At 58.7% G+C, this 19,931-nt stretch carries 14 protein-coding genes; 7 read left to right on the forward strand and 7 right to left on the reverse strand.

Features of this window, described 5'->3' with window-relative positions; genetic code table 11:
- Window position 1: 1 nt before the first annotated feature.
- The gene (gene budA, locus ABVR31_RS19635; protein WP_031280091.1) at window positions 2-784 is read right to left on the reverse strand and encodes an acetolactate decarboxylase; all 783 of its coding nucleotides are present in this window, start codon (window positions 782-784) and stop codon (window positions 2-4) included.
- 104 nt (window positions 785-888) lie between these two features.
- Here budA and ABVR31_RS19640 point away from each other — a divergent pair, with 104 nt between their 5' ends.
- Both ABVR31_RS19640 and ABVR31_RS19645 read left to right on the forward strand, forming a co-directional pair.
- Window positions 889-1,770 (forward strand): LysR family transcriptional regulator, encoded by an 882-nt coding sequence (locus ABVR31_RS19640; protein WP_150059021.1) that lies wholly within the window; start codon window positions 889-891, stop codon window positions 1,768-1,770.
- A gap of 497 nt (window positions 1,771-2,267) precedes the next feature.
- On the forward strand, window positions 2,268-4,049 hold the full coding sequence (locus tag ABVR31_RS19645; protein WP_371221410.1) for an EAL domain-containing protein: 1,782 nt from the start codon (window positions 2,268-2,270) through the stop codon (window positions 4,047-4,049).
- A gap of 118 nt (window positions 4,050-4,167) precedes the next feature.
- Here ABVR31_RS19645 and ABVR31_RS19650 read toward each other — a convergent pair whose 3' ends face one another.
- From ABVR31_RS19650 to malT, 3 genes are all read right to left on the reverse strand, one after another.
- Window positions 4,168-4,455 (reverse strand): type II toxin-antitoxin system RelE/ParE family toxin, encoded by a 288-nt coding sequence (locus tag ABVR31_RS19650; protein ID WP_021509424.1) that lies wholly within the window; start codon window positions 4,453-4,455, stop codon window positions 4,168-4,170.
- Complete coding sequence (relB, locus tag ABVR31_RS19655; protein ID WP_058759167.1) at window positions 4,455-4,694, reverse strand: type II toxin-antitoxin system antitoxin RelB; 240 nt, start codon at window positions 4,692-4,694, stop codon at window positions 4,455-4,457. Before relB ends, ABVR31_RS19650 begins: the two co-directional genes overlap by 1 nt.
- 126 nt (window positions 4,695-4,820) lie before the next feature.
- Window positions 4,821-7,523, reverse strand: a complete 2,703-nt coding sequence (malT, locus tag ABVR31_RS19660) for an HTH-type transcriptional regulator MalT (RefSeq protein ID WP_372774191.1) — start codon at window positions 7,521-7,523, stop codon at window positions 4,821-4,823.
- A 276-nt stretch (window positions 7,524-7,799) separates the two neighbouring features.
- Here malT and malP point away from each other — a divergent pair, with 276 nt between their 5' ends.
- Together malP and malQ are read left to right on the forward strand one after the other, a co-directional pair.
- A complete protein-coding gene (gene malP, locus ABVR31_RS19665; RefSeq protein ID WP_372774193.1) occupies window positions 7,800-10,202 on the forward strand; it encodes a maltodextrin phosphorylase in 2,403 nt (800 codons plus the stop codon).
- Window positions 10,203-10,210: 8 nt separating this feature from the next.
- Complete coding sequence (gene malQ, locus ABVR31_RS19670) at window positions 10,211-12,280, forward strand: 4-alpha-glucanotransferase (RefSeq protein WP_372774195.1); 2,070 nt, start codon at window positions 10,211-10,213, stop codon at window positions 12,278-12,280.
- Between the two features lie 94 nt (window positions 12,281-12,374).
- Here malQ and malM read toward each other — a convergent pair whose 3' ends face one another.
- From malM to malK, 3 genes are all read right to left on the reverse strand, one after another.
- Window positions 12,375-13,286: a maltose operon protein MalM gene (gene malM / locus ABVR31_RS19675; RefSeq protein ID WP_372774197.1), complete on the reverse strand. Its 912-nt coding sequence runs from the start codon at window positions 13,284-13,286 to the stop codon at window positions 12,375-12,377.
- Between the two features lie 114 nt (window positions 13,287-13,400).
- Window positions 13,401-14,702: a maltoporin gene (locus ABVR31_RS19680; protein WP_021509418.1), complete on the reverse strand. Its 1,302-nt coding sequence runs from the start codon at window positions 14,700-14,702 to the stop codon at window positions 13,401-13,403.
- Window positions 14,703-14,743: 41 nt separating this feature from the next.
- The gene (gene malK, locus ABVR31_RS19685; RefSeq protein WP_058770170.1) at window positions 14,744-15,853 is read right to left on the reverse strand and encodes a maltose/maltodextrin ABC transporter ATP-binding protein MalK; all 1,110 of its coding nucleotides are present in this window, start codon (window positions 15,851-15,853) and stop codon (window positions 14,744-14,746) included.
- 361 nt (window positions 15,854-16,214) lie between these two features.
- Here malK and malE point away from each other — a divergent pair, with 361 nt between their 5' ends.
- The 3 genes from malE to malG are packed head-to-tail and all read left to right on the forward strand — an operon-like array spanning window position 16,215 to window position 19,896.
- Complete coding sequence (malE, locus tag ABVR31_RS19690; protein WP_031280090.1) at window positions 16,215-17,405, forward strand: maltose/maltodextrin ABC transporter substrate-binding protein MalE; 1,191 nt, start codon at window positions 16,215-16,217, stop codon at window positions 17,403-17,405.
- A 58-nt stretch (window positions 17,406-17,463) separates the two neighbouring features.
- Window positions 17,464-18,996, forward strand: coding sequence for a maltose ABC transporter permease MalF (gene malF / locus ABVR31_RS19695; protein ID WP_031280088.1), 1,533 nt, complete (start codon window positions 17,464-17,466; stop codon window positions 18,994-18,996).
- Between the two features lie 9 nt (window positions 18,997-19,005).
- The gene (gene malG / locus ABVR31_RS19700; RefSeq protein ID WP_372774199.1) at window positions 19,006-19,896 is read left to right on the forward strand and encodes a maltose ABC transporter permease MalG; all 891 of its coding nucleotides are present in this window, start codon (window positions 19,006-19,008) and stop codon (window positions 19,894-19,896) included.
- Window positions 19,897-19,931: the final 35 nt, after the last annotated feature.

Raw genomic sequence — 19,931 nt, forward strand, 5'->3', positions numbered from 1 at the left:
ATTAACTTTCGACGGAACGGATCGCGGCATCCAGATCCTGAGGATTAAGATCGGCCTGTAAAAACTCGCGATCCTGTGGCAGGTCGACCACCAGCTTGCTGATGGCACCAAACGTCAGCGTGCCCTGCTCCAGCACATAGTCGAGGATATGCCCGCCGCCCTGACGATCGTCAGTGATGAAGTGCTCGTGATAGCCGGCGACGTTAATCCCCTGCATATATTGCGGCGTGCGGAAACCAATCAGCTCACCGTCGCGCTGGCGAAAATCGAAGGTGGGCTGATTGCCGAGCACTTCCGGCATCGAGCGATACGGGCGGCACTGGCAGGGAACGGTGCGCGTCTGTACCGAGGCAAAGCGACCGCTCAGGCGCAGCGCGCAGAAATGGTTATCGGAGGTGATGATGCGATCAATCACCTGATGGACGTCATCGCGCGTGGCGGTATGCGCAAAGCGGTGCTGATGTTCCGGTTTGAAGAAGGTCATCACGGCGAACGGGGTTTGTTGTTCAGGCCGTGCCGGGCTGGCGCTGCCATCGGCGCGCAGCTGATAAACCTGCCGGTCAAATGCCACCAGTTCTCCATCAAGCTGATTGAACGTGCCGAGGCCAAAATCGCCCTTCTGTAACAGCTGCGCGACGGTGGTTGAACCGTCATAGACGCCGTTGAGCAACGCACTCATCAGGGAGGTCTGATAGATAACCTTTTCTGGTGATTGCTGTCCCAGTTGAGTGACGGATGCCTTTAGCTGATCTTCGCATGAACAATCAGATACAAAGTTACACATTTGCTGCCTCACAATCAGATAGTTAAGCCGTGTTAATATCATGGTGGGCTATATAGCTCACAGAATCCAATAGTGAAAACTGCCAACTTCGAGACGTTTTTGATATGGAACTTCGCCACCTGCGTTATTTCGTTGCCGTTGCTGAAACGCAGCACTTTACCCGCGCCGCCGAGTTGCTGGGCATGTCGCAGCCACCGCTCAGCCAGCAAATCCAGCGGCTGGAGCACGAGATCGGCACGCCGTTGCTGAAGCGCCTGACGCGCGGCGTGGAACTGACCGATGCGGGCCGCGCGTTTCTGCCCGATGCAATAGCGATTGTGCAGCTGGCCGATATGGCGCTGGAAAAGGCGCGCGGCGTGGCGCGCGGCATGAGCGGCCAGATGTCACTGGGTTTTGCCAGCTCGGTGGCGTTTGGCGCGCCGGTGTTTGATCTGATTCGCGCCTTCAAAACGCGCTACCCGGCGATGGAGCTCATCACCCGGGAAGAGAACATGGCGCTGCTGATGCAGGACTTAGGGGAAGGTTTGCTGGATGCGGCGTTCATTCGTCTGCCGTGTGAGAGCAGTAAGGCGTTTAACCTGAAAGTGATCGCTACCGAGGAGATGAAAGTGGCGCTGCCGGCCAGCCATGCGCTCAGCCAGCAGCAAAGTGTTGCGCTAACGCAGCTGGCCGAAGAATCACTGATTATTTTCCCGCGCGAGGTGGCGCCCAGCCTGTACGAATTAATCGTCAGTGCCTGTCTGCGCGCCGGCTTTGATGCAACCCGCTTTCAGCAGGCTCCGCAGATTACCTCCTCGCTCGGCATGGTGGGCGCAGGCTGCGGGATTGCGCTGGTGCCGGCTTCGCTGTGCTGTGTCAACAATCCACAGCTGGTATTTCGTGACATTGAAAACAATACGCTGTTCACCGACATTGCTTTTGCCTGGCGGCGTAATCATCCGGCCAAAACGGTGTTACACCTGCTGAGTTTGCTTAACGGGGAATAATTTGAGGGGGAAATCTGATGTCTGTGGTGACAGAGCGGACTGAACAATACGCTTATATAACATTAGCCGGGATAATAAATATACCGGCAGGTGCGTTTTTATCAGGATAATAATACGCAGCGATACTATTATTTTGCTCATCAATCACTAAAAATCAGCATTATTACCCGACTCATCCCTGCCAGAGATTAATAACGTCTTCATTGGCAATGTCTAATACCTGCACCTTCTACTTAATTAGAGTTAGCAGTAAGGATGCGTAACCTGTTATCAATCAGACTGATAAAAATATTACGATAAATTATCAGAATCGTCGCTGCTTAAAAATTTCGTTAAAGAAAATAAAAATGACAGATGCCAGTGTTAAGCCTACCATGAGAAAGACCATTATAATATTTACGCTTATTAACCACGCCAGCGGCAGGGTGTTGCAGGCCGCATACTGTACTTTTTGCTGTTAAATTTCGCACCGGAACCAGGCCGGCGCGGAGGAAATTATGCTGATGAATTTCAACGGTGACGACGATCGCCGCGCACGGGCATTGAAGGCGCTGCGCAGTCGCGACGAAAGCCGTGACGACGTATTACAAAACTTTGTCCGGCTGACCAGTCAGGCACTGGGTATTCCAGGTAGCTTTGTCTCCGTTCTGGATGATGAACATCAGTATATCTGCGCCGCCCACAATTTTGCGTTGAAGCACTCGTCCCGTGACGACTCGCTGTGCCGCCACGCCGTGGACAGTGACGGCGCGGTAGTTATCTCCGACACCCTGCTGGATGCGCGTTTTGCCCGCCATCCGCTGATCATCGGTGCCCCTTTTATCCGCTTTTACGCCGGTGTGCCGCTCAGGCATCGCGATGGCTATGTGCTGGGCACGCTGTGCGTCACGGACGTCGCGCCACACTCATTCAGCGCTGATCAGGTGAAGGTATTACAGCTGCTGGCCGATCTGGTGATGTCATTCCTCGAAGCGTGGCACTGTGCCGGCTTCACCGATCCGGTCACGGCACTGCCTAACCGCCAGCGCCTGATTCGTGACCTGCAGCGGCTGGCCTCCATCGGGGACCGTACGCCGCAGCGGCTGATCCTGATCGACTGCATTGATATGCCGCGCGCCTATGAGCTGGCGCGCTCCATGGGCATGGGGCCGGTGGAAAGCCTGCTGAAGCACGTCACCACGTTACTGCCTTTGCGCCTGCAGCCCGGTGCGGACGACATCATTTATACCGTCGCCACCGGGCGTTTTGCGGTTCTCACCATGGACAACAGCCCGCTGACCGCCGCATCGGTGGCAGAAAACCTGGCAGGGATCAGCGCGGATTTGGACGCGGGCATCTCTGTCGCCCTCACCTGCTTTACCGGCGAGGTCATTTTCATTCCAGCAGAACTTCGCGCGCAGGAAGTGCTGCGCCGGGCGGTAAGTGCGCTGCATGAGGCGATTGGCAACCGGGTGCCCGCCATGAGCTTCAGCCTGGTAGCCGATCAGCGCCGCACTCAGGACTTTCTGCTGATGAACGATCTGGCTGCGGCATTGCAACAGGATCAGGGCCTGTGGCTGGCGTTCCAGCCGAAGATCTGCCTGAACAGTGGCCGGCCCGTTGGCCTGGAGGCACTGGTGCGCTGGCGGCATCCGCAGCGCGGCGAACTCGCTCCCGATCTGTTTATCCCGCTGGCGGAACAGACCGAGCTGCTCAGCGCCTTAACCAGCTGGGTGACCGACAAGGCGATCGCCAGGTTAAAACGCCTGCAGCACAGCCCCCTCCAGCTGCCAGTGACCATCAATATCAGCAGCCGCGACTTCTCTGATCCTGGCTTTGCCGATGCGCTGGAAATGAAAATGCTGCAGGCCCGCCTGCCGACCTCGCTGCTGGGCATTGAATGCCTGGAGACCGAGCAGATTATTAACAGTCCCGCGGCGCTACAGGGGCTGGAGATGCTGAAGCTGCGTGGGTTTGGCATCTCGCTGGATGACTTTGGCACCGGCTACAGCAATATCGGCTACCTGCGACGGATGCCGCTGGATGTAATCAAGCTTGATCGCGCGCTGATCAGCGAAATTGCCTCAGATACCGCGTCGCGGATTATCGCGCGCAGCATCATTACCATGCTGAAACAGCTGGATTACACCGTACTGGCTGAAGGCGTAGAGAATGTCGACACCGTTGCTGCGCTGGCGGAGTACGGCTGCGATCAGGCGCAGGGTTACTTCTATGCGCGCCCGCTGCCGGAAAGCGAACTGGATGCGTGGCTGACGCGCCAGCTCGCGGCACAACGCTGAGGTGTGGTTCAGTGTACGCCGGAGAGCGTCTGGAGCAGATTCAGTGGCGATACGATGACTCTGTTAGCTTAAAGCAGAATGATACTTTAAAGGTGAAACAGAAATACCCGGCTTAGTTTTAGAGAATGCGCTTCACGGCCTCGTTATAAACCTCCGCGCGTTCTCTTTTACCAACCGAAATCACGAAAACCACCACCTTCTCGTCTATCACCTGATAGACAAGGCGATAACCTGAAGACCTGAGCTTTATTTTGTAGCAGTCAGGCATACCGCGAAGCTTGTTCGCTTCAATACGGGGTGCCTCAAGTACTTCAGCCAGCTTTTTTTTTAATTGTTCACGTACCGTCGAGCCCAGCTTTCGCCATTCCTTTAGTGCCCGCTCGTCAAAATCCAGAAAATAGGCCATCAAAGGTCATCCAGCGTCACACGAACTGGCTTAGGATTGCGAAGCCGCTCTTTCACTATTTCGACCAGCTCAGCATCTTCGTCGCTCAGCAGTGTCTGTTTGAACGGTAAACGTTCATTTTCGGCGATATACTCAAGCATGAGACGAAGCGCTTCAGAGGGAGTCACCCCCATTTTTTCAAGCGCAGCGTAAGAACGTGCTTTGAGTTCATCATCAATACGCAGGTTGATGCTGCCCATGTCCTACACCTCTTGTACATACAAATGTCATTACAAGTATTTCACTCCCTCATGTATATATCAAGTCCTGCCCAGCGTTATACGCGCTCTGCAGGTAATGAGATTCACCGCCACACGACTTCTGCCTTAAACGTAGCCCATCAGTTTCAGCATTGACTGTGCCTGGTGCATCGCTTCGGCACGATGGGTGACGCCCAGCTTCTGGTACAGATTACGGATATGGGTTTTGATGGTGGTTGCCGCGACGTCCAGCTCGCCGGCGATCTGATCGTTGCTGTAGCCGGAGTAGATCAACCCCAGCACCTGCCATTCGCGCTGGGTCAGCGGACTGGTGCGAATCAGCTCCGGCACATCCGGGTGGTTCAACAGCCGGCTGACGAAGCCCTCATCGAAATGGGCAAACTTATGCCGGTGATACTTGTTGATCTCATTGAGAATGCGCCGGGCCCGATGCTGATCGAGTTCGCTCAGCGTATTGAGCTGAATTAACTGGCGCAGCTGCTGCGCCATCATTTCGCCCTCAATCACGAAGTGGCTGACGAAGCCGGTGCTGCGTGCCAGCTTCAGCGCTTCGATCAGCGCCTGCTGTGCCTCTGCTTTGCGCGCGGTTTGCCAGTAGATTTGATTCAGCAGCAGCAGGTTACGGTTTAAATCACTCATCAGCCGCAGCGCGTGCGCATTTTCATTCAGCTCATCGAGGATCACTTCGGCCTGGCTGAGATTGCCCAGCAGGATCTGCGCCCGCGCCACATTGCGCCACTGGCCCTGCAAAAAATGATTGTTGGCAAAGGCGGGTTTATCGGTATGGCGCATCCAGTGGCTGGCGCTCTGCGCATCGCCCGTCATCTGCCAGTAGATCAGCCGCACTTTGTCGGCGTTGGCAATCCAGTCGCTGTGCAGCACGCCGTTATTCATCAGGTTTTCCAGCCGACTGAGATAGCTGCGTGCATTATCCAGATTGCCGCGTGCCAGCGAGCACTGAATCAATAGCCCAAGGCACTGGATTTGCTGCTGGGGCGGATAGCCTTTCAGGACTTTGATGCCCGCGCGCGCGGCGTGTTCGGCCTCATCCAGCCGGCCCCACGCCCACATCAGCTGCGCACGGATGCGCAGTAAAAACTCGTGCAGCGGGATGTTCGCCAGATGCTGTTCACTTACCAGCACAAACGCTTTTTCCTGAATCTCCCACGCTGATTGTAAAAAGCCCTGCGCGAACAGGATTTCGCTCTGCTGAATCAAACTCCACAGCGCGTAGTGCCAGGCTTCATCGCGGCGCGCCATCTGTTCGGTTTGCCGCATCAGCGCCAGCGAGTTGGTCAGGTCGCCTTTGCAATGCATCACTTCGCCGTGCACTGAGGTGGCCACAATGCGGCTGTAGCGACGCGTTTCCGGCAGCGTTTCCAGCGCCAGCCGTGCCAGCCGCTCTGCTTCGTCGGCGTTGCCGTGATTGATGGCCACCTGCGCGCGCACCGCATTGAATTCACCCTGCAGCGCAGCGTCGATTTCACAGTTGCAGCCTTCCTCGAAGCGTGCCAGCAGCCGGTTAACTTCGGAAAATCGATGCTGGCTCTGCATCAGCCAGGCCTGCAGCAGTACCAGTTTCGGACTGGCCAGCAGCGTGCGCCACGGCAGCGCATTCAGCGACTGCTCCAGCAGTGCCAGTTCGCTGCGGTTGAACAGCGTCCACGCGTGCTGCAGCAGCACATCGCGCAGCATATCGGTATCACCGGACGCCAGCGCATGATGAATCGCTTCGCCGGGAAAACCCTGCGCCATCCAGCTTTGCGCAGCCGCGCGGTGAATGGCCGGTAGCTCGCTGGCCAGCTCCCATTCGCAGCGCTGACGCAAAAAGCTGCCGAATAGCGGGTGATAGCTGAACCACTGTCCTGAATCATCCATGCGCTGAATAAAAAGCCCCTGACGTTCAATTTCTTCCAGCCGCATGCGCCCGTTGTCTTCACCGGTCACGCAGGCGACCAGCGCATCATTCATCGACTGCAATAACGCGCTCTTCAGCAAAAAATGGCGCGTGGCGGCATCGACGTTATCCAGCACTTCCTCGACCAGATAATCGGAAAGGTGGCTGGCATTAATACCGGAGAGCCGGCGAGCGGAGTCCTGCGCCGATGCCGCGCCCTGACGGGTGGACAGTGCGATCAGCTGTAACGCGGTCGCCCAGCCTGCTACATCATCACACAGACGGTTGCTCTCATCCGGCGCGAGCGGCGCACTCAGGCGGCAGTCGAAGAACTGTTTCGCCTCCTGATGGGTGAAGGCCAGCTGCTGGCTGCCCAGCTCCAGCAGTTGTTCACGCACGCGCAGATTAGCAATACCCAACTGCGGCAGATTGCGGGACAGCACCACCAGCGTCAGGTTATCCGGCTGATGGCGCAGGAAAAAGCGCATCGCTTCATGCACGGCAGGATTGGTGATGTGATGATAATCATCGATGATCAGCCACAGCGGCTGCTGCCACGCGGCCAGCTCATTAAACAGCTGGGCGAACAGCGCATTGAGGTTCACGTACTGACGCTTTTGCGCCAGCGTCTCGCTGCGGCTGCATGCGCCGCGGGTAGCCTGCTGCAGCGCGGCGATCAGGTAATCGGCGAAGCGCTCCGGCTGATTGTCGCCCTCGTCTAATGAATACCAGCCCAGCTCGCTTTTATCAGCCGCCCACTGCGATACCAGCGTGGTTTTGCCGTAGCCCGCCGGGCTGGCAATCAGCACCAGCCGGTAATTCGCCGCTGCGCTGAGCTTTTGCAGCAGACGATCGCGGGTAACCGTGCTTTCAGGACGAACGGGACGACTCAGTTTTGAGGGTATCAACATGGGCGCACGCTTCTCCGTTAACGTTCAGCGCATCATTTTTTTACGCTTCGTAATTAATAGTCATACACGTTCGGAGATTCGGTTACTGAATGCAAGCGAACTGATTAGTTACGCTTTACAAAAGCGAGTGTTATCACACTCCTGCCGCGCTTTCAGATTTACCTCAGCCTCTCCACCCTCCCTGTCCTCCCCGTGGAATTTTTTACAGGAGGAGGTAGCCGCCTGGCGGCAGCGTCACACTGCCTGTAACCCTATTTATTCGACTGGAGTTTCCCTATGGCACTGCCCACATTTGACCCTGACCGTTTTTCTGCCGCGCTGGTGCGCCAGTGGCAACGTTTTGGCCTGCCGGATGCGCAGGAAATGAGCCCCGACCAGTGGTGGCAGGCGCTGAGCGGCGCGCTGGCCGAACTGCTGGCGGATATACCGGTGCAGCCGGCCGCTGGCGGACAGCGCCACGTTAATTATCTGTCGATGGAGTTTCTGCTGGGCAGGCTGACCGGCAACAATCTGCTGAATCTCGGCTGGTACGACGGCGTCAAAGCGACGCTGGCCGCAGCAGGCGTGACGCTGAGTGACGTGCTGGAGCGTGAAACCGATCCGGCACTGGGCAACGGCGGTCTGGGACGGCTGGCCGCCTGTTTTCTCGATGCGATGGCGACCACCGGCCAGCCTGCGATCGGCTATGGCCTGAACTACCAGTACGGCCTGTTTCGCCAGCATTTTGTCGGGGGCGCGCAGCACGAACAGCCGGATGACTGGCAGCGCGATCGTTATCCCTGGTTTCGCCACAACGCGGCGCTTGACGTGCAGGTCGGACTGGGCGGCAGTGTGACCACCATTGACGGCGTGACGCACTGGCAGCCTGCTTTTGTTGTGCAGGGTGAAGCCTGGGATCTGCCGGTGGTCGGTTTCCGCAACGGCATCACGCAGCCCTTGCGTCTGTGGCAGGCAAAGCATGCCCGACCGTTTGATCTCCAGCGTTTCAACAACGGCGATTTCCTGCGTGCGGAACAACAAGGCATTGAGGCGGAAAAACTGACCAAAGTGCTTTATCCGAATGACAACCATCAGGCCGGCAAAAAACTGCGTCTGATGCAGCAGTATTTCCAGTGTGCCTGTACGCTGGCGGATATTCTGCGCCGTCATCAGGCCGCGGGGCGAGCCATCGAAACGTTAGCGGATTATGAAGTGATCCAGCTGAACGATACCCATCCAACGCTGGCCATCCCGGAGCTGTTGCGCCTGCTGCTGGATGAGCACCGGCTCAGCTGGCAGGACGCATGGCGCATTACCCAGCGCACCTTCGCCTATACCAACCACACGCTGATGCCGGAAGCGCTGGAGTGCTGGAACCTGCGCCTGGTGCGCAGCCTGCTGCCGCGCCATGTGATGATCATCAATACGCTCAATGCGCAGCTAAAACAGCAGGTTGAGGCGCGCTGGCCGGGCAATCAGGCGATCTGGTCAAAACTGGCGCTGGTGCACGATCAGCAACTGCGCATGGCAAATCTGTGCGTGATCGGCAGCTTTGCAGTCAACGGCGTGGCGGCGCTGCACTCGCGTCTGGTGGTACAGGACCTGTTCCCCGATTATCACGCGCTTTGGCCGGAGAAGTTTCACAATGTCACCAACGGCATCACACCGCGTCGCTGGATCAACCAGTGCAATCCGGCGCTGGCGGCGCTGATCAACAAAACGCTGCAGCGTCCGTGGCTTAACGATCTCGATGCGCTGCAGGATCTGTCGCCATTCGCCGATGATGCCGCCTTCCGCGCCGAATATCGCGCCATTAAGCAGCACAACAAGCAGGCACTGACAGAGTGGATCGCCGCCCGAACCGGCATTGCGGTGCAGCCTGATGCGCTGTTTGACGTCCAAATCAAGCGGCTGCACGAATACAAACGGCAGCACCTGATGCTGCTGCACATGATTGCGCTGTGGCAAACGCTGGTCAGCGATCCGCAGGCCAATCTGGCTCCGCGCGTGATGCTGTTTGGTGCCAAAGCGGCGCCGGGTTATGCGCTGGCGAAAAACATCATTTACGCCATCAATAAAGTAGCAGAGACCATTAACCACGATGCGCGCGTCGGCGACCGGCTGAAAATTGTCTTTATCCCTGATTACAACGTGTCGGTTGCCGAGCGCCTGATCCCGGTCGCCGATCTCTCGGAACAGATCTCTACTGCGGGCAAAGAAGCATCCGGTACCGGCAATATGAAGCTGGCGCTGAACGGTGCACTCACCATCGGTACGCTGGATGGGGCCAACGTTGAAATCGCGCAGCAGGTCGGTGAAGAGAATATCTTCATCTTTGGCCATACCGTAGAGCAGGTCAGCGCGCTGAAACAGGCCGGTTACTCGCCATTGAACTGGCGCAGTAAGGACGCGCAGCTGGATCGCGCGCTGACCGCGCTGGAAGATGGCACCTTCAGTAACGGCGACCGCACGGCGTTCAGCGATCTGGTCAACAGCCTGGGCGCGCAAGGCGGCGATCCTTATCTGGTACTGGCTGATTTTCGCCACTATCTCAACGCGCAGCAGCAGGTTGAAGCACTGTGGGCCGATCCTGAGGCCTGGACGCGCGCCGCAATCCTCAATACCGCGCGTTGCGGCATGTTCAGTGCCGATCGCGCCATTCGTGACTATCAGCAACGTATCTGGCAGGCCAGCCGCTAAGGAACGCCATGAAACCCAAAGATGCTCTTGATCGCCGTGCTGACGCGCTTATTGCTGCGGAATATATTGATGCGCACGGAAAACCGCGGCAGATTTCTGCTCTTACCCATCAGCGTCTCGCTGCGCTGATGCAGGCCCCTGCGAACGGCTCCGCACCGCTGCCGTCGGTGGTAGTTTTTTATGTCGGACAGCCACTGAGTCTGGCACCGGTGCTCAGCGCCGACGCGGAATGGCAGTTGACGAGCGAAAGCGGCGAAAACTGGTCCGGGCGCTGCCAGCCGGGTGAAGCGTTGGTGTTGCCCGCGTTGCCCGCCGGTTATCACCAGCTGACATTGACCCAGGAGTTACAGTGTCACTGTTGCCCGATTATAGTGGCACCCCGCCGCTGCTACGAACCTGCGGAACTGCTGGCGGGCGAATCGCTGTGGGGCAGCTGTATTCAGCTGTATACGCTGCGCTCTGCGGCTAACTGGGGCATCGGGGATTTCGGCGATCTGCGGCAGATGATCGCTGAAACCGCGCGGCGCGGCGGCGCGTTTGTCGGGCTCAATCCGCTGCACGCGCTGTTTCCTGCCGCACCGGAGAGCGCCAGCCCTTACAGTCCCTCTTCCCGGCGCTGGCTCAACATCCTCTATATCGACGTAAGCGCCGTGGCAGATTTTGGCCTCAGCGACGCGGCGCAGGCCTGGTGGCAAGCTGAGGAGACGCAGCAGGCGATTCGGGCAGCGCGTGATGCCGCGTGGGTGGATTATACTGCCGTCACCCGGCTTAAGTTGCAGGGACTGCGGCTTGCCTGGCAGCAGTTTCGCCGGCGCACGGCAGATGATGGACAGGCGCAGGCGTTTGTGGAGTTTGTGCGTGCCGGGGGCGACAGCCTGCTGCATCAGGGGCTGTTTGATGCGCTGCACGCGGCGCGCAGCGCCCAGGATGGCACGGGCTATGGCTGGCAACACTGGCCGGCCGAATGGCAGCAGGCCCACAGTGCAACAGTGCTGGCGTTTCGCATTGAGCACAGCGACGAGGTGCGTTTCTACATGTGGCTGCAGTGGCTGGCGGCAGAGCAATTCGCCGCCTGCTGGCAGCTGTGTCAGCAGCAGCAGATGGCGATCGGGCTGTATCGCGACCTGGCGGTGGGCGTGGCGGCGGATGGCGCGGAAACCTGGCGCGATCGGCAGCTTTACTGCCTGGACGCCAGTGTTGGCGCGCCGCCGGATATCCTCGGTCCGCTCGGTCAGAACTGGGGATTGCCGCCGATGGACCCGCAGGTGATGGCCGCGCGCGGCTATGAACCGTGGATCGACCTGCTGCGCGCCAGCATGCGCGACTGCGGCGCGCTGCGCATTGACCATGTGATGGCGCTGCTGCGTTTATGGTGGATACCGAAGGACGAAAGCGCGGCGCACGGTGCCTATGTGCACTATCCGGTGGATGATTTGCTGGCGATTCTGGCACTGGAGAGCCAGCGCCATCGTTGCATGGTGATTGGCGAGGATCTGGGCACCGTGCCGGAAGCCATCGTTGATAAACTGCGCGACGCCGGGGTGTACTCCTACAAAGTGCTCTACTTTGAGCAGGAATCGCAGCGCCACTTCCGCGCGCCAGCGACGTGGCCGCGTCAGGCGATGGCCGTTACCACCACCCATGATATGCCGACGCTGCGCGGCTGGTGGCAAAGTGACGATTTGCGGCTGGGCAGTGCTCTCGGACTGTACCCCGATCGGGCGATTCTCGCTGGCCTGTATCGCGATCGGCGCCTGGCTAAACAGGCGTTGCTGCGTACGCTGTTGCGCAGCGGTGATCTGCCGCCGCGCCGCCGCTTCCGGCGGGCCAGCGTGCGCATGAGTCATCAGCTTAGTCAGGCGATCCATCGCTATCTGGCCCGCAGCCAGTGTGCGCTGCTCGGTTTGCAGCCGGAAGAGTGGCTGGATATGGCACTGCCGGTCAACGTGCCGGGCACCGTCGATCAGTATCCCAACTGGCGACGTAAGCTTAGCGTAACGCTGGAAGCGATGGCGGAGGATGACAGAATCGATGCGTTGCTGACGGCGGTACAATCACGTCAGCGTCAGCGTAAGTAGCACGAAACCGGCCTGCTGCGTGCAGGTCGGAGTGCCATAAAAAAGGTGCGCCGAAGCGCACCAGGTGGGGCAACTCAGCACTGTCGGGGCAGTTTCACCCCTTGCCTTTAACACTGCTGATAAAGGTTTGCCGCGCCGATGTCGATCCCAGACGCTCCGCTTCATCCAGCAGCTTCAGCGCTTTATCGATATTGCCCTGTTGCACCGCCTGACGAATGCTCTGATTGAAATAGCTTTCCGTCTCATTCACCAGCGGTGCCGGTTCAGGCGCTGGCGCGCGCGCCGTCGTGGCGGCCATGGCCGGCCGGGTGCTGCCAACGGTGACAGCGGCAGGCGCGGCTGAGCCAAACAGCGGGCCGACCAGAATCGACGAGCCGGAACTGGTTGCTACTTTCAGTTTGATTTTGCCGTCGCGACTGTGACGCGCCACCGGATCGGGAATATCCGGTACCGCATGGCCGGTGCCTTTGGCATAAGCTTTGGCCGGATCCAGCAGCGTCGTGGTCTGGGTTAAATCCTGGTCGGTGGTGAACACCAGCAAATAGATCTTCTGCTGGCCCGGCACCGGCGTCAGCTTCATCACCCCTTCCAGCCGGTCGGCGCTCATCACGCCGGGCTGCTGATAGCTAAAGAAGCGGCTCGGAAACCACGCGGCCGGCTGCAGGTTTTCATCCAGTACCAGCACATTGGGCGCAAAGACCTGATTGTGTACCACCTCGCTGCTTAGCGTAACCGTCAGCTCGCCCTGATTGGCAGGCAGGCTGTAAGCCGCGATGGCCCCTGTTAAGCCACGTACATCCAGCGGCGTTGCGCTTTGTGTCAGCGTGGTGATTTGTGCACGCGTTGCATCCACCGGCTGCCAGCTGAGCTGCTGCAGCCGGGCGGTGGGAATGGCGGGTGCCGCGGAAAGATCCTGCGGTACCAGATTGATGTCGGCCTGAACTGGCATAATGACGCCGGTCAGCAGCGCGCTGCTCAGGCAGAAGGCGATAAGATGTTTTTTCATTGTGTTATCCCAACAAGCTGTCAGGCAGCGGCGTAGGCCAGGCAATGGCCGCCGCTGTCCGAAAACGCCGTGCGTCTGCCGCACGGCGGATGTTTGCTTAACCTGCGCAGCGCCTTACCACCAGATTTCCATCTGTGCGCCGAAGGTCCACTCATCGTTGTCGCCACGGCTGTTGGTGAACAGACCGTTGCCGCTGCTGTCCGCCGCGGCCAGCGACGTGATATCGCCGGAGGCATCTTTGCTGTAGCCCCACTTCTCATCCCATTTGGCGTAGGTGGCGAACAGGCGCAGCGCCGGACGTGACCAGATGCTGTCGCCAGCCTGCCACTGCTGCGCCAGGGTGATTTTGTACTGACCGTTGCGTTCGCTGACCTGCTGTGACTTGACGTTGTCATAGCCTACTTCCAGCAGGGTGCTCATGATCGGCGTCCATTTGTACATAGGACGTACGCCGACGGTGTACCACTCGGTTCCGCGGTTGTTATCCAGATCGACGTTCTGGTACATCGCCACATACATCAGATCCCAGCGATCGGCCAGCGAGATCGCACCGTGATCGAGGATGCGGTACATCTTGCCGTTGTTATTGATGTTACTGCCCTGCGGCAGGCCTTTGCCCTGCGAGGTCAGCGCATCAGTGGCGTACTGCAGCACAAACTTGTTGTAGCCTTTCAGCATGCTCTGCGTGTGTTCCGCGGTGAACATCCAGCCATCTTTCGACGCGCCGTCGTCTAAGCGATAGCCGTCACGCGCGTTGGCGCGGCCATAGTCGACACCCAGTTCCAGCACGCCATTGGGGTTAGTTTCCATGCCGGCGAGACGCACATCAAAAACGTCATTGGCGGTACTGGTGGCGTAATCACGGATCTGGTCACTGGAGAAGGTGTAAGAGCCGCCCGCTTCGGAAGAGCGCGTCGCGGCGAACGAGAGCTTACCAAACCCGAGGTCGACATCTTCCAGACCGGCGCCCGGACCGGAGATATCCCAGTAGTAGAAGTCGATCATGTGAACATCGTGACGCTGATAAAAGCGTTTACCGGCCCAGATGGTGGAACCCGGCAGCGCATCGATCAGGTTTTTACCTTTCACGTTGGCTTCACGGAAGGCCGGAGAGGTCGCTTCCCAGTCATTCTGCTGGGAAACGGAATAGGCGACGTTGGTATCGAAATAGAAACTTTTATCGCCCTCTTTCCACACTTCCTGACCCAGTTTCAGTTCAGCATAGGTTTCACATTCGTTGCCCAGACGGTATTTGCTTTGCGCGCCGGTAGCCTGAAAGCACTGTTGCTCGCCGCCGCTGCCGGTCCAGCCGATACCTGAACGGGCGTAACCCGTAAAATCGACCGCCATGGCTTGAGCGGAGAGCGTACCCGCTGCGATGGCAATCGCGACGGGAAGTTTGCGCAGAGTTAACATTTTCTATCTCCTGAGGTCATTGCTTTTATTGTTTTGCAGGGCTAAACACCGGGTTCCTGATGCAGCCTGCGGCAGGCGCTCCCGTCCTCGCGGAACAGGTGACAACGCTCCGGCGGCAGGCCAATACCCATCAGGGCGCCCTCTTCTACCAGCACTACGTCCTCCTGGCGGTACACCAGGTTCTGACGAATGGCGGGGATCTGGATATGGATTTGCGTCTCGTGGCCGAGCTGCTCAACCACCTGCACTTCGCCCTCCAGCGTGACATCGGCGATGTCGCTGGAGAGCAGGTGTTCCGGACGAATACCCAGCGACATGTTGCTGCCGACCTGGACGCCGGCGCTCTCCACCGGCAGCCATACAAGCTGATCGTTGGGCAAGCGCACCTGCACCTGATCGATGGCGGTGGCGGTCACTTTGACGGGCAGAAAATTCATGCGCGGCGAGCCGATAAAACCGGCAACGAAGCGGTTAGCGGGATAGTGATAGAGTTCGAGCGGCTTACCGACCTGGGCGATGCGACCGGCGTCCAGCACCACGATCTTGTCGGCCAGCGTCATCGCTTCGATTTGATCGTGCGTAACGTAAATCATGGTGCGCTTCAGGCGCTTATGCAGGCGTGAGATTTCAATGCGCATCTGTACGCGCAGCGCGGCATCAAGATTGGACAATGGCTCGTCGAGCAGAAACACACGCGGTTCGGCCACCAGCGTGCGCCCGATGGCCACGCGCTGCCGCTGTCCGCCCGATAGCGCTTTGGGCCGCCGTTCCAGCAGGTGCGCCAGCTGTAACACCTCCGCCACCTGATTGACGCGCTGCTGGATTTCAGCGCGCTTTACGCCGGCCAGCTTCAGGCCAAACGACATGTTTTCGGCCACCGAAAGGTGCGGATAAAGGGCGTAAGACTGAAACACCATGCCGATACCGCGCTCAGCGGGCGGAACATCGTTCATACGCTGACCGCCAATCAGCAGATCGCCGCGGGTGATGGTTTCCAGGCCGGCGATCATGCGCAGCAGCGTTGATTTGCCGCAGCCGGAGGGACCGACGAACACCACAAATTCCCCTTCGCCGATCTCCAGATTGATGTCTTTTGATACCTCGGTATCGCCCCAGGCCTTGGTGACATGGTGTAACGCAACGCTCGCCATGATGCTTTCCTCTTCGCAGGCTCATGCTTGCCTGCAGCACCGCAGGCAGACTCCGGCGACCACTATGGGCAGGCGCAGACGGCGCAACATCCTCCACCGTGCGGGTTTTTACTGGGGGATGAGGCGGGAGGAGGAGAACGCGCATGACAGCAGCGCCGCCGCGACGTTCACGGCAATTTTGTGAGCTGTCACGCAGAGCTGATGCGTCAATAGTGTGCGCCAGCGCGTATTAAGGCGCGGTTTTGCAAGCGCGATCACGGCTTAGTGCCGTTGGGCGTAGAACGCAGGAGGATGAGGAAACGCCATAACGCCGCACAATGATGCCACTGATGATTTCCGCTTCCGCTAACAGGATGGAGTTATGACAATGAAAACCGGCGCACGCGTTCTGGCCCTTTCCGCCCTTACGGCCGTACTGTTTTCGGCTTCGGCCGTGGCCAAAATTGAAGAAGGTAAACTGGTCATCTGGATCAATGGTGATAAGGGCTATAACGGCCTCGCCGAGGTAGGCAAAAAATTCGAGCAGGACACCGGTATCAGCGTGACGGTTGAACATCCTGACAAAATGGAAGAGAAATACCCGCAGGTCGCCGCGACCGGGGATGGGCCGGACATCATCTTCTGGGCGCACGATCGCTTTGGCGGCTATGCCCAGTCAGGACTGCTGGCCGAAGTCACACCGGATCAAAACTTCCAGCAAAAACTGTTTCCGTTTACCTGGGATGCAGTGCGCTTCAACGGCAAGCTGATTGGCTATCCGGTTTCTGTGGAGTCGCTGTCGCTGATTTACAACAAAGATCTGCTGCCCACCCCACCGAAAAGCTGGGAAGAGATGGCGGCGCTGGATAAGCAGCTGCGCGCCAAAGGCAAGAGCGCCATCATGTTTAACCTGCAGGAACCCTATTTCACCTGGCCGCTGCTGGCCGCCGGTGGCGCCTATGCTTTCAAAAAGACCGATAGCGGCTATGACGTGAAAGATACCGGCGTCGACAACGCCGGCGCGAAAGCAGGCATGCAGTTCCTCGTCGATCAGGTGAAAGCCAAAATCCTTAATGCCGATACCGACTATTCGATTGCCGAAGCGGCCTTCAATAAAGGACAAACCGCGATGACCATCAACGGTCCGTGGGCGTGGAGCAATATCGACAAAAGCGGCATCAACTACGGCGTTACGCTGTTACCGACGCTGAACGGCAAGCCGACCAAAACCTTTGTCGGCGTACTGAGCGCGGGCATCAACGCGGCCAGTCCTAATAAAGAGCTGGCCAAAGAGTTTCTGGAAAATTACCTGCTGACTGACGCCGGTCTCAACGCGGTTAACAAGGACAAGCCGCTGGGCGCGGTCACCCTGAAGTCATTCCAGCAAACGCTGGAGAAAGACGCGCGCATCGCCGCCACCATGAGCAATGCGCGTAATGGCGACATCATGCCTAACATCCCGCAGATGGCGGCCTTCTGGTATGCGATGCGCACCGCGACGCTGAATGCGCTGAGTGGTCGTCAAAACGTCGATGCGGCGCTGAAGGATGCGCAGGCGCGTCTCAATAAGTAATGCTGTTACGGAGCCGACGGCTGTCGGCTCGCCACTGGCTGTTAAGGAACACCGTATCATGTCAGGAATACCGCAAAAGAGACGGCACAGTCTGGTGCTGCGCAGCCTGCTGGTCGGGATCGGCTGTCTGCTGGTCGGCTACCTTCTGGTGCTGATGTATGCTCAGGGTGAATACCTGTTTGCGCTGGTCACGCTGGTAGTCAGCGCGGCAGGCCTGTGGATTTACACCAACCGGCGCGCCTATGCCTGGCGCTATGTGTATCCGGGACTGGCCGGCATGGCGCTATTCGTCCTGTTTCCACTGGCCTGTACCGTCGCCATTGCCTTCACCAACTACAGCAGCACCAATCAGCTCAGTGAGGCGCGCGCGCAGCAGGTGCTGCTGAGTCGCCAGTATCAGGCCGGGGACGCGATGAACTTCGCGCTCTATTCGCAGGGCGATCGCTGGCAACTGGCGCTCAGCACAGGCGAAAACAGCTTTCTGTCTGCGCCGTTTACGCTGGGTGGTGAACAGCAGCTCAGCCTCACGCCAGCCGCGCTGCCCGCCACCGCGCGCGCCAGCTTAAAAACCATCACCCAAAACCGTCAGGCGCTGAGTCAGTTAACTGCCCGGCTGCCGGACGGTCGCGAGCTGGTGATGAGTTCGCTGCGCCAGTTTTCCGGCACGCGGCCGCTGTACGTGCTGGACGCACCGGAACAGCTGAGAAATCAGCAAAACGGCGCCCGCTATCAGGCCAACCGGGACACGGGGTTCTATCAGCAGATCAATGCCGATGGCAGCTGGGCCAGCGAACAGCTCAGCCCCGGCTTTACCGTTGGCGCGGGCTGGAAAAACTTTGCCCGCGTGTTCACCGACGAGGGCATTCAGAAACCGTTCCTGGCGATATTTGGCTGGACGCTGCTGTTTTCGCTGTTGACCGTGCTGCTGACGGTCGCGGTGGGCATGGTGCTGGCGTGTCTGGTGCAGTGGGAAGCGCTGCGGGGCAAGGCCATCTATCGCGTGATGCTGATTCTTCCCTACGCGGTACCGGCATTCATTTCGATACTGATTTTCAAGGGGCTGTTTAACCAGAGTTTTGGCGAAATCAACGTCATGCTCAATGCGCTGTTTGGCTTCAAGCCAGCGTGGTTCAGCGATCCGACGCTGGCGCGCGCCATGCTGGTGATCGTCAATACCTGGCTGGGTTATCCCTACATGATGATCCTGTGCATGGGCTTGCTCAAGGCGATCCCGGACGATCTGTATGAAGCGTCCGCGATGGATGGCGCCGGGCCGCTGCAGAATTTCTTTTTGATTACGCTGCCGCTGCTGCTGAAACCGCTACTGCCGCTGATGATCGCCAGCTTTGCTTTTAACTTTAATAACTTCGTGCTGGTGCAGCTGCTGACCAATGGTGGCCCCGATCGACTCGGCACCACTACGCCGGCGGGCTACACCGATCTGCTGGTCAACTACACCTGGCGCATCGCCTTTGAGGGCGGCGGCGGTCAGGACTTCGGCCTGGCGGCAGCCATCGCCACGCTGATCTTCCTGCTGGTCGGTGCGCTGGCGGTGATTAACCTGAAAGCGCTACGCATGAAGTTTGATTAAGGAGGCGTTATGGCCATGGTACAACCGAAATCGCAGAAGCTGCGTCTGCTGCTGACGCATCTGCTGCTGCTGCTGTTTATCGCGGCAATCCTGTTCCCGCTGCTGATGGTGATTGCCATCTCGCTGCGCAGCGGCAATTTCGCCACCGGCAGTCTGATCCCGGAACAGATTTCATGGGAACACTGGCGGCTGGCGCTCGGGTTCAGCGTCACCCATGCCGATGGTCGCGTGACGCCGCCGCCCTTCCCGGTGCTGCTGTGGCTGTGGAATTCGGTGAAGATCGCCGCCATCAGCGCGCTGGGGATTGTGGCGCTCTCGACCACCTGCGCCTACGCGTTTGCCCGCATGCGCTTCGCCGGTCGCGCCAGCCTGCTAAAAGGCATGCTGATTTTTCAGATGTTCCCGGCGGTGCTGTCGCTGGTGGCGCTCTATGCGCTGTTTGACCGGCTGGGGCAATATCTGCCGTTTCTCGGCCTCAATACCCACGGCGGCGTAATCTTCGCCTATCTGGGCGGCATCGCGCTGCACGTCTGGACCATTAAGGGCTATTTCGAAACCATCGATGGTTCGCTGGAGGAAGCGGCGGCGCTGGATGGTGCCACGCCGTGGCAGGCCTTTCGTCTGGTGTTGCTGCCGCTTTCGGTGCCAATCCTCGCGGTGGTGTTTATCCTGGCGTTTATCGCTGCGGTCACCGAAGTACCGGTCGCCTCGCTGCTGCTGCGCGACGTCAACAGCTATTCCCTCGCGGTCGGGATGCAGCAGTATCTTAATCCGCAGAACTATCTGTGGGGCGATTTCGCCGCGGCGGCCGTGCTGTCCGCCATTCCCATCACGCTGGTGTTTTTACTGGCACAGCGCTGGCTGGTGAGCGGACTGACGGCGGGCGGTGTAAAAGGTTAAAGATTCATCAGTACCACTGCTTCCTCAACGGCAAC

Origin of the sequence: Pantoea sp. WEP (genome assembly GCF_041678305.1) — a bacterium.
GTDB lineage: Bacteria > Pseudomonadota > Gammaproteobacteria > Enterobacterales > Enterobacteriaceae > Pantoea > Pantoea dispersa.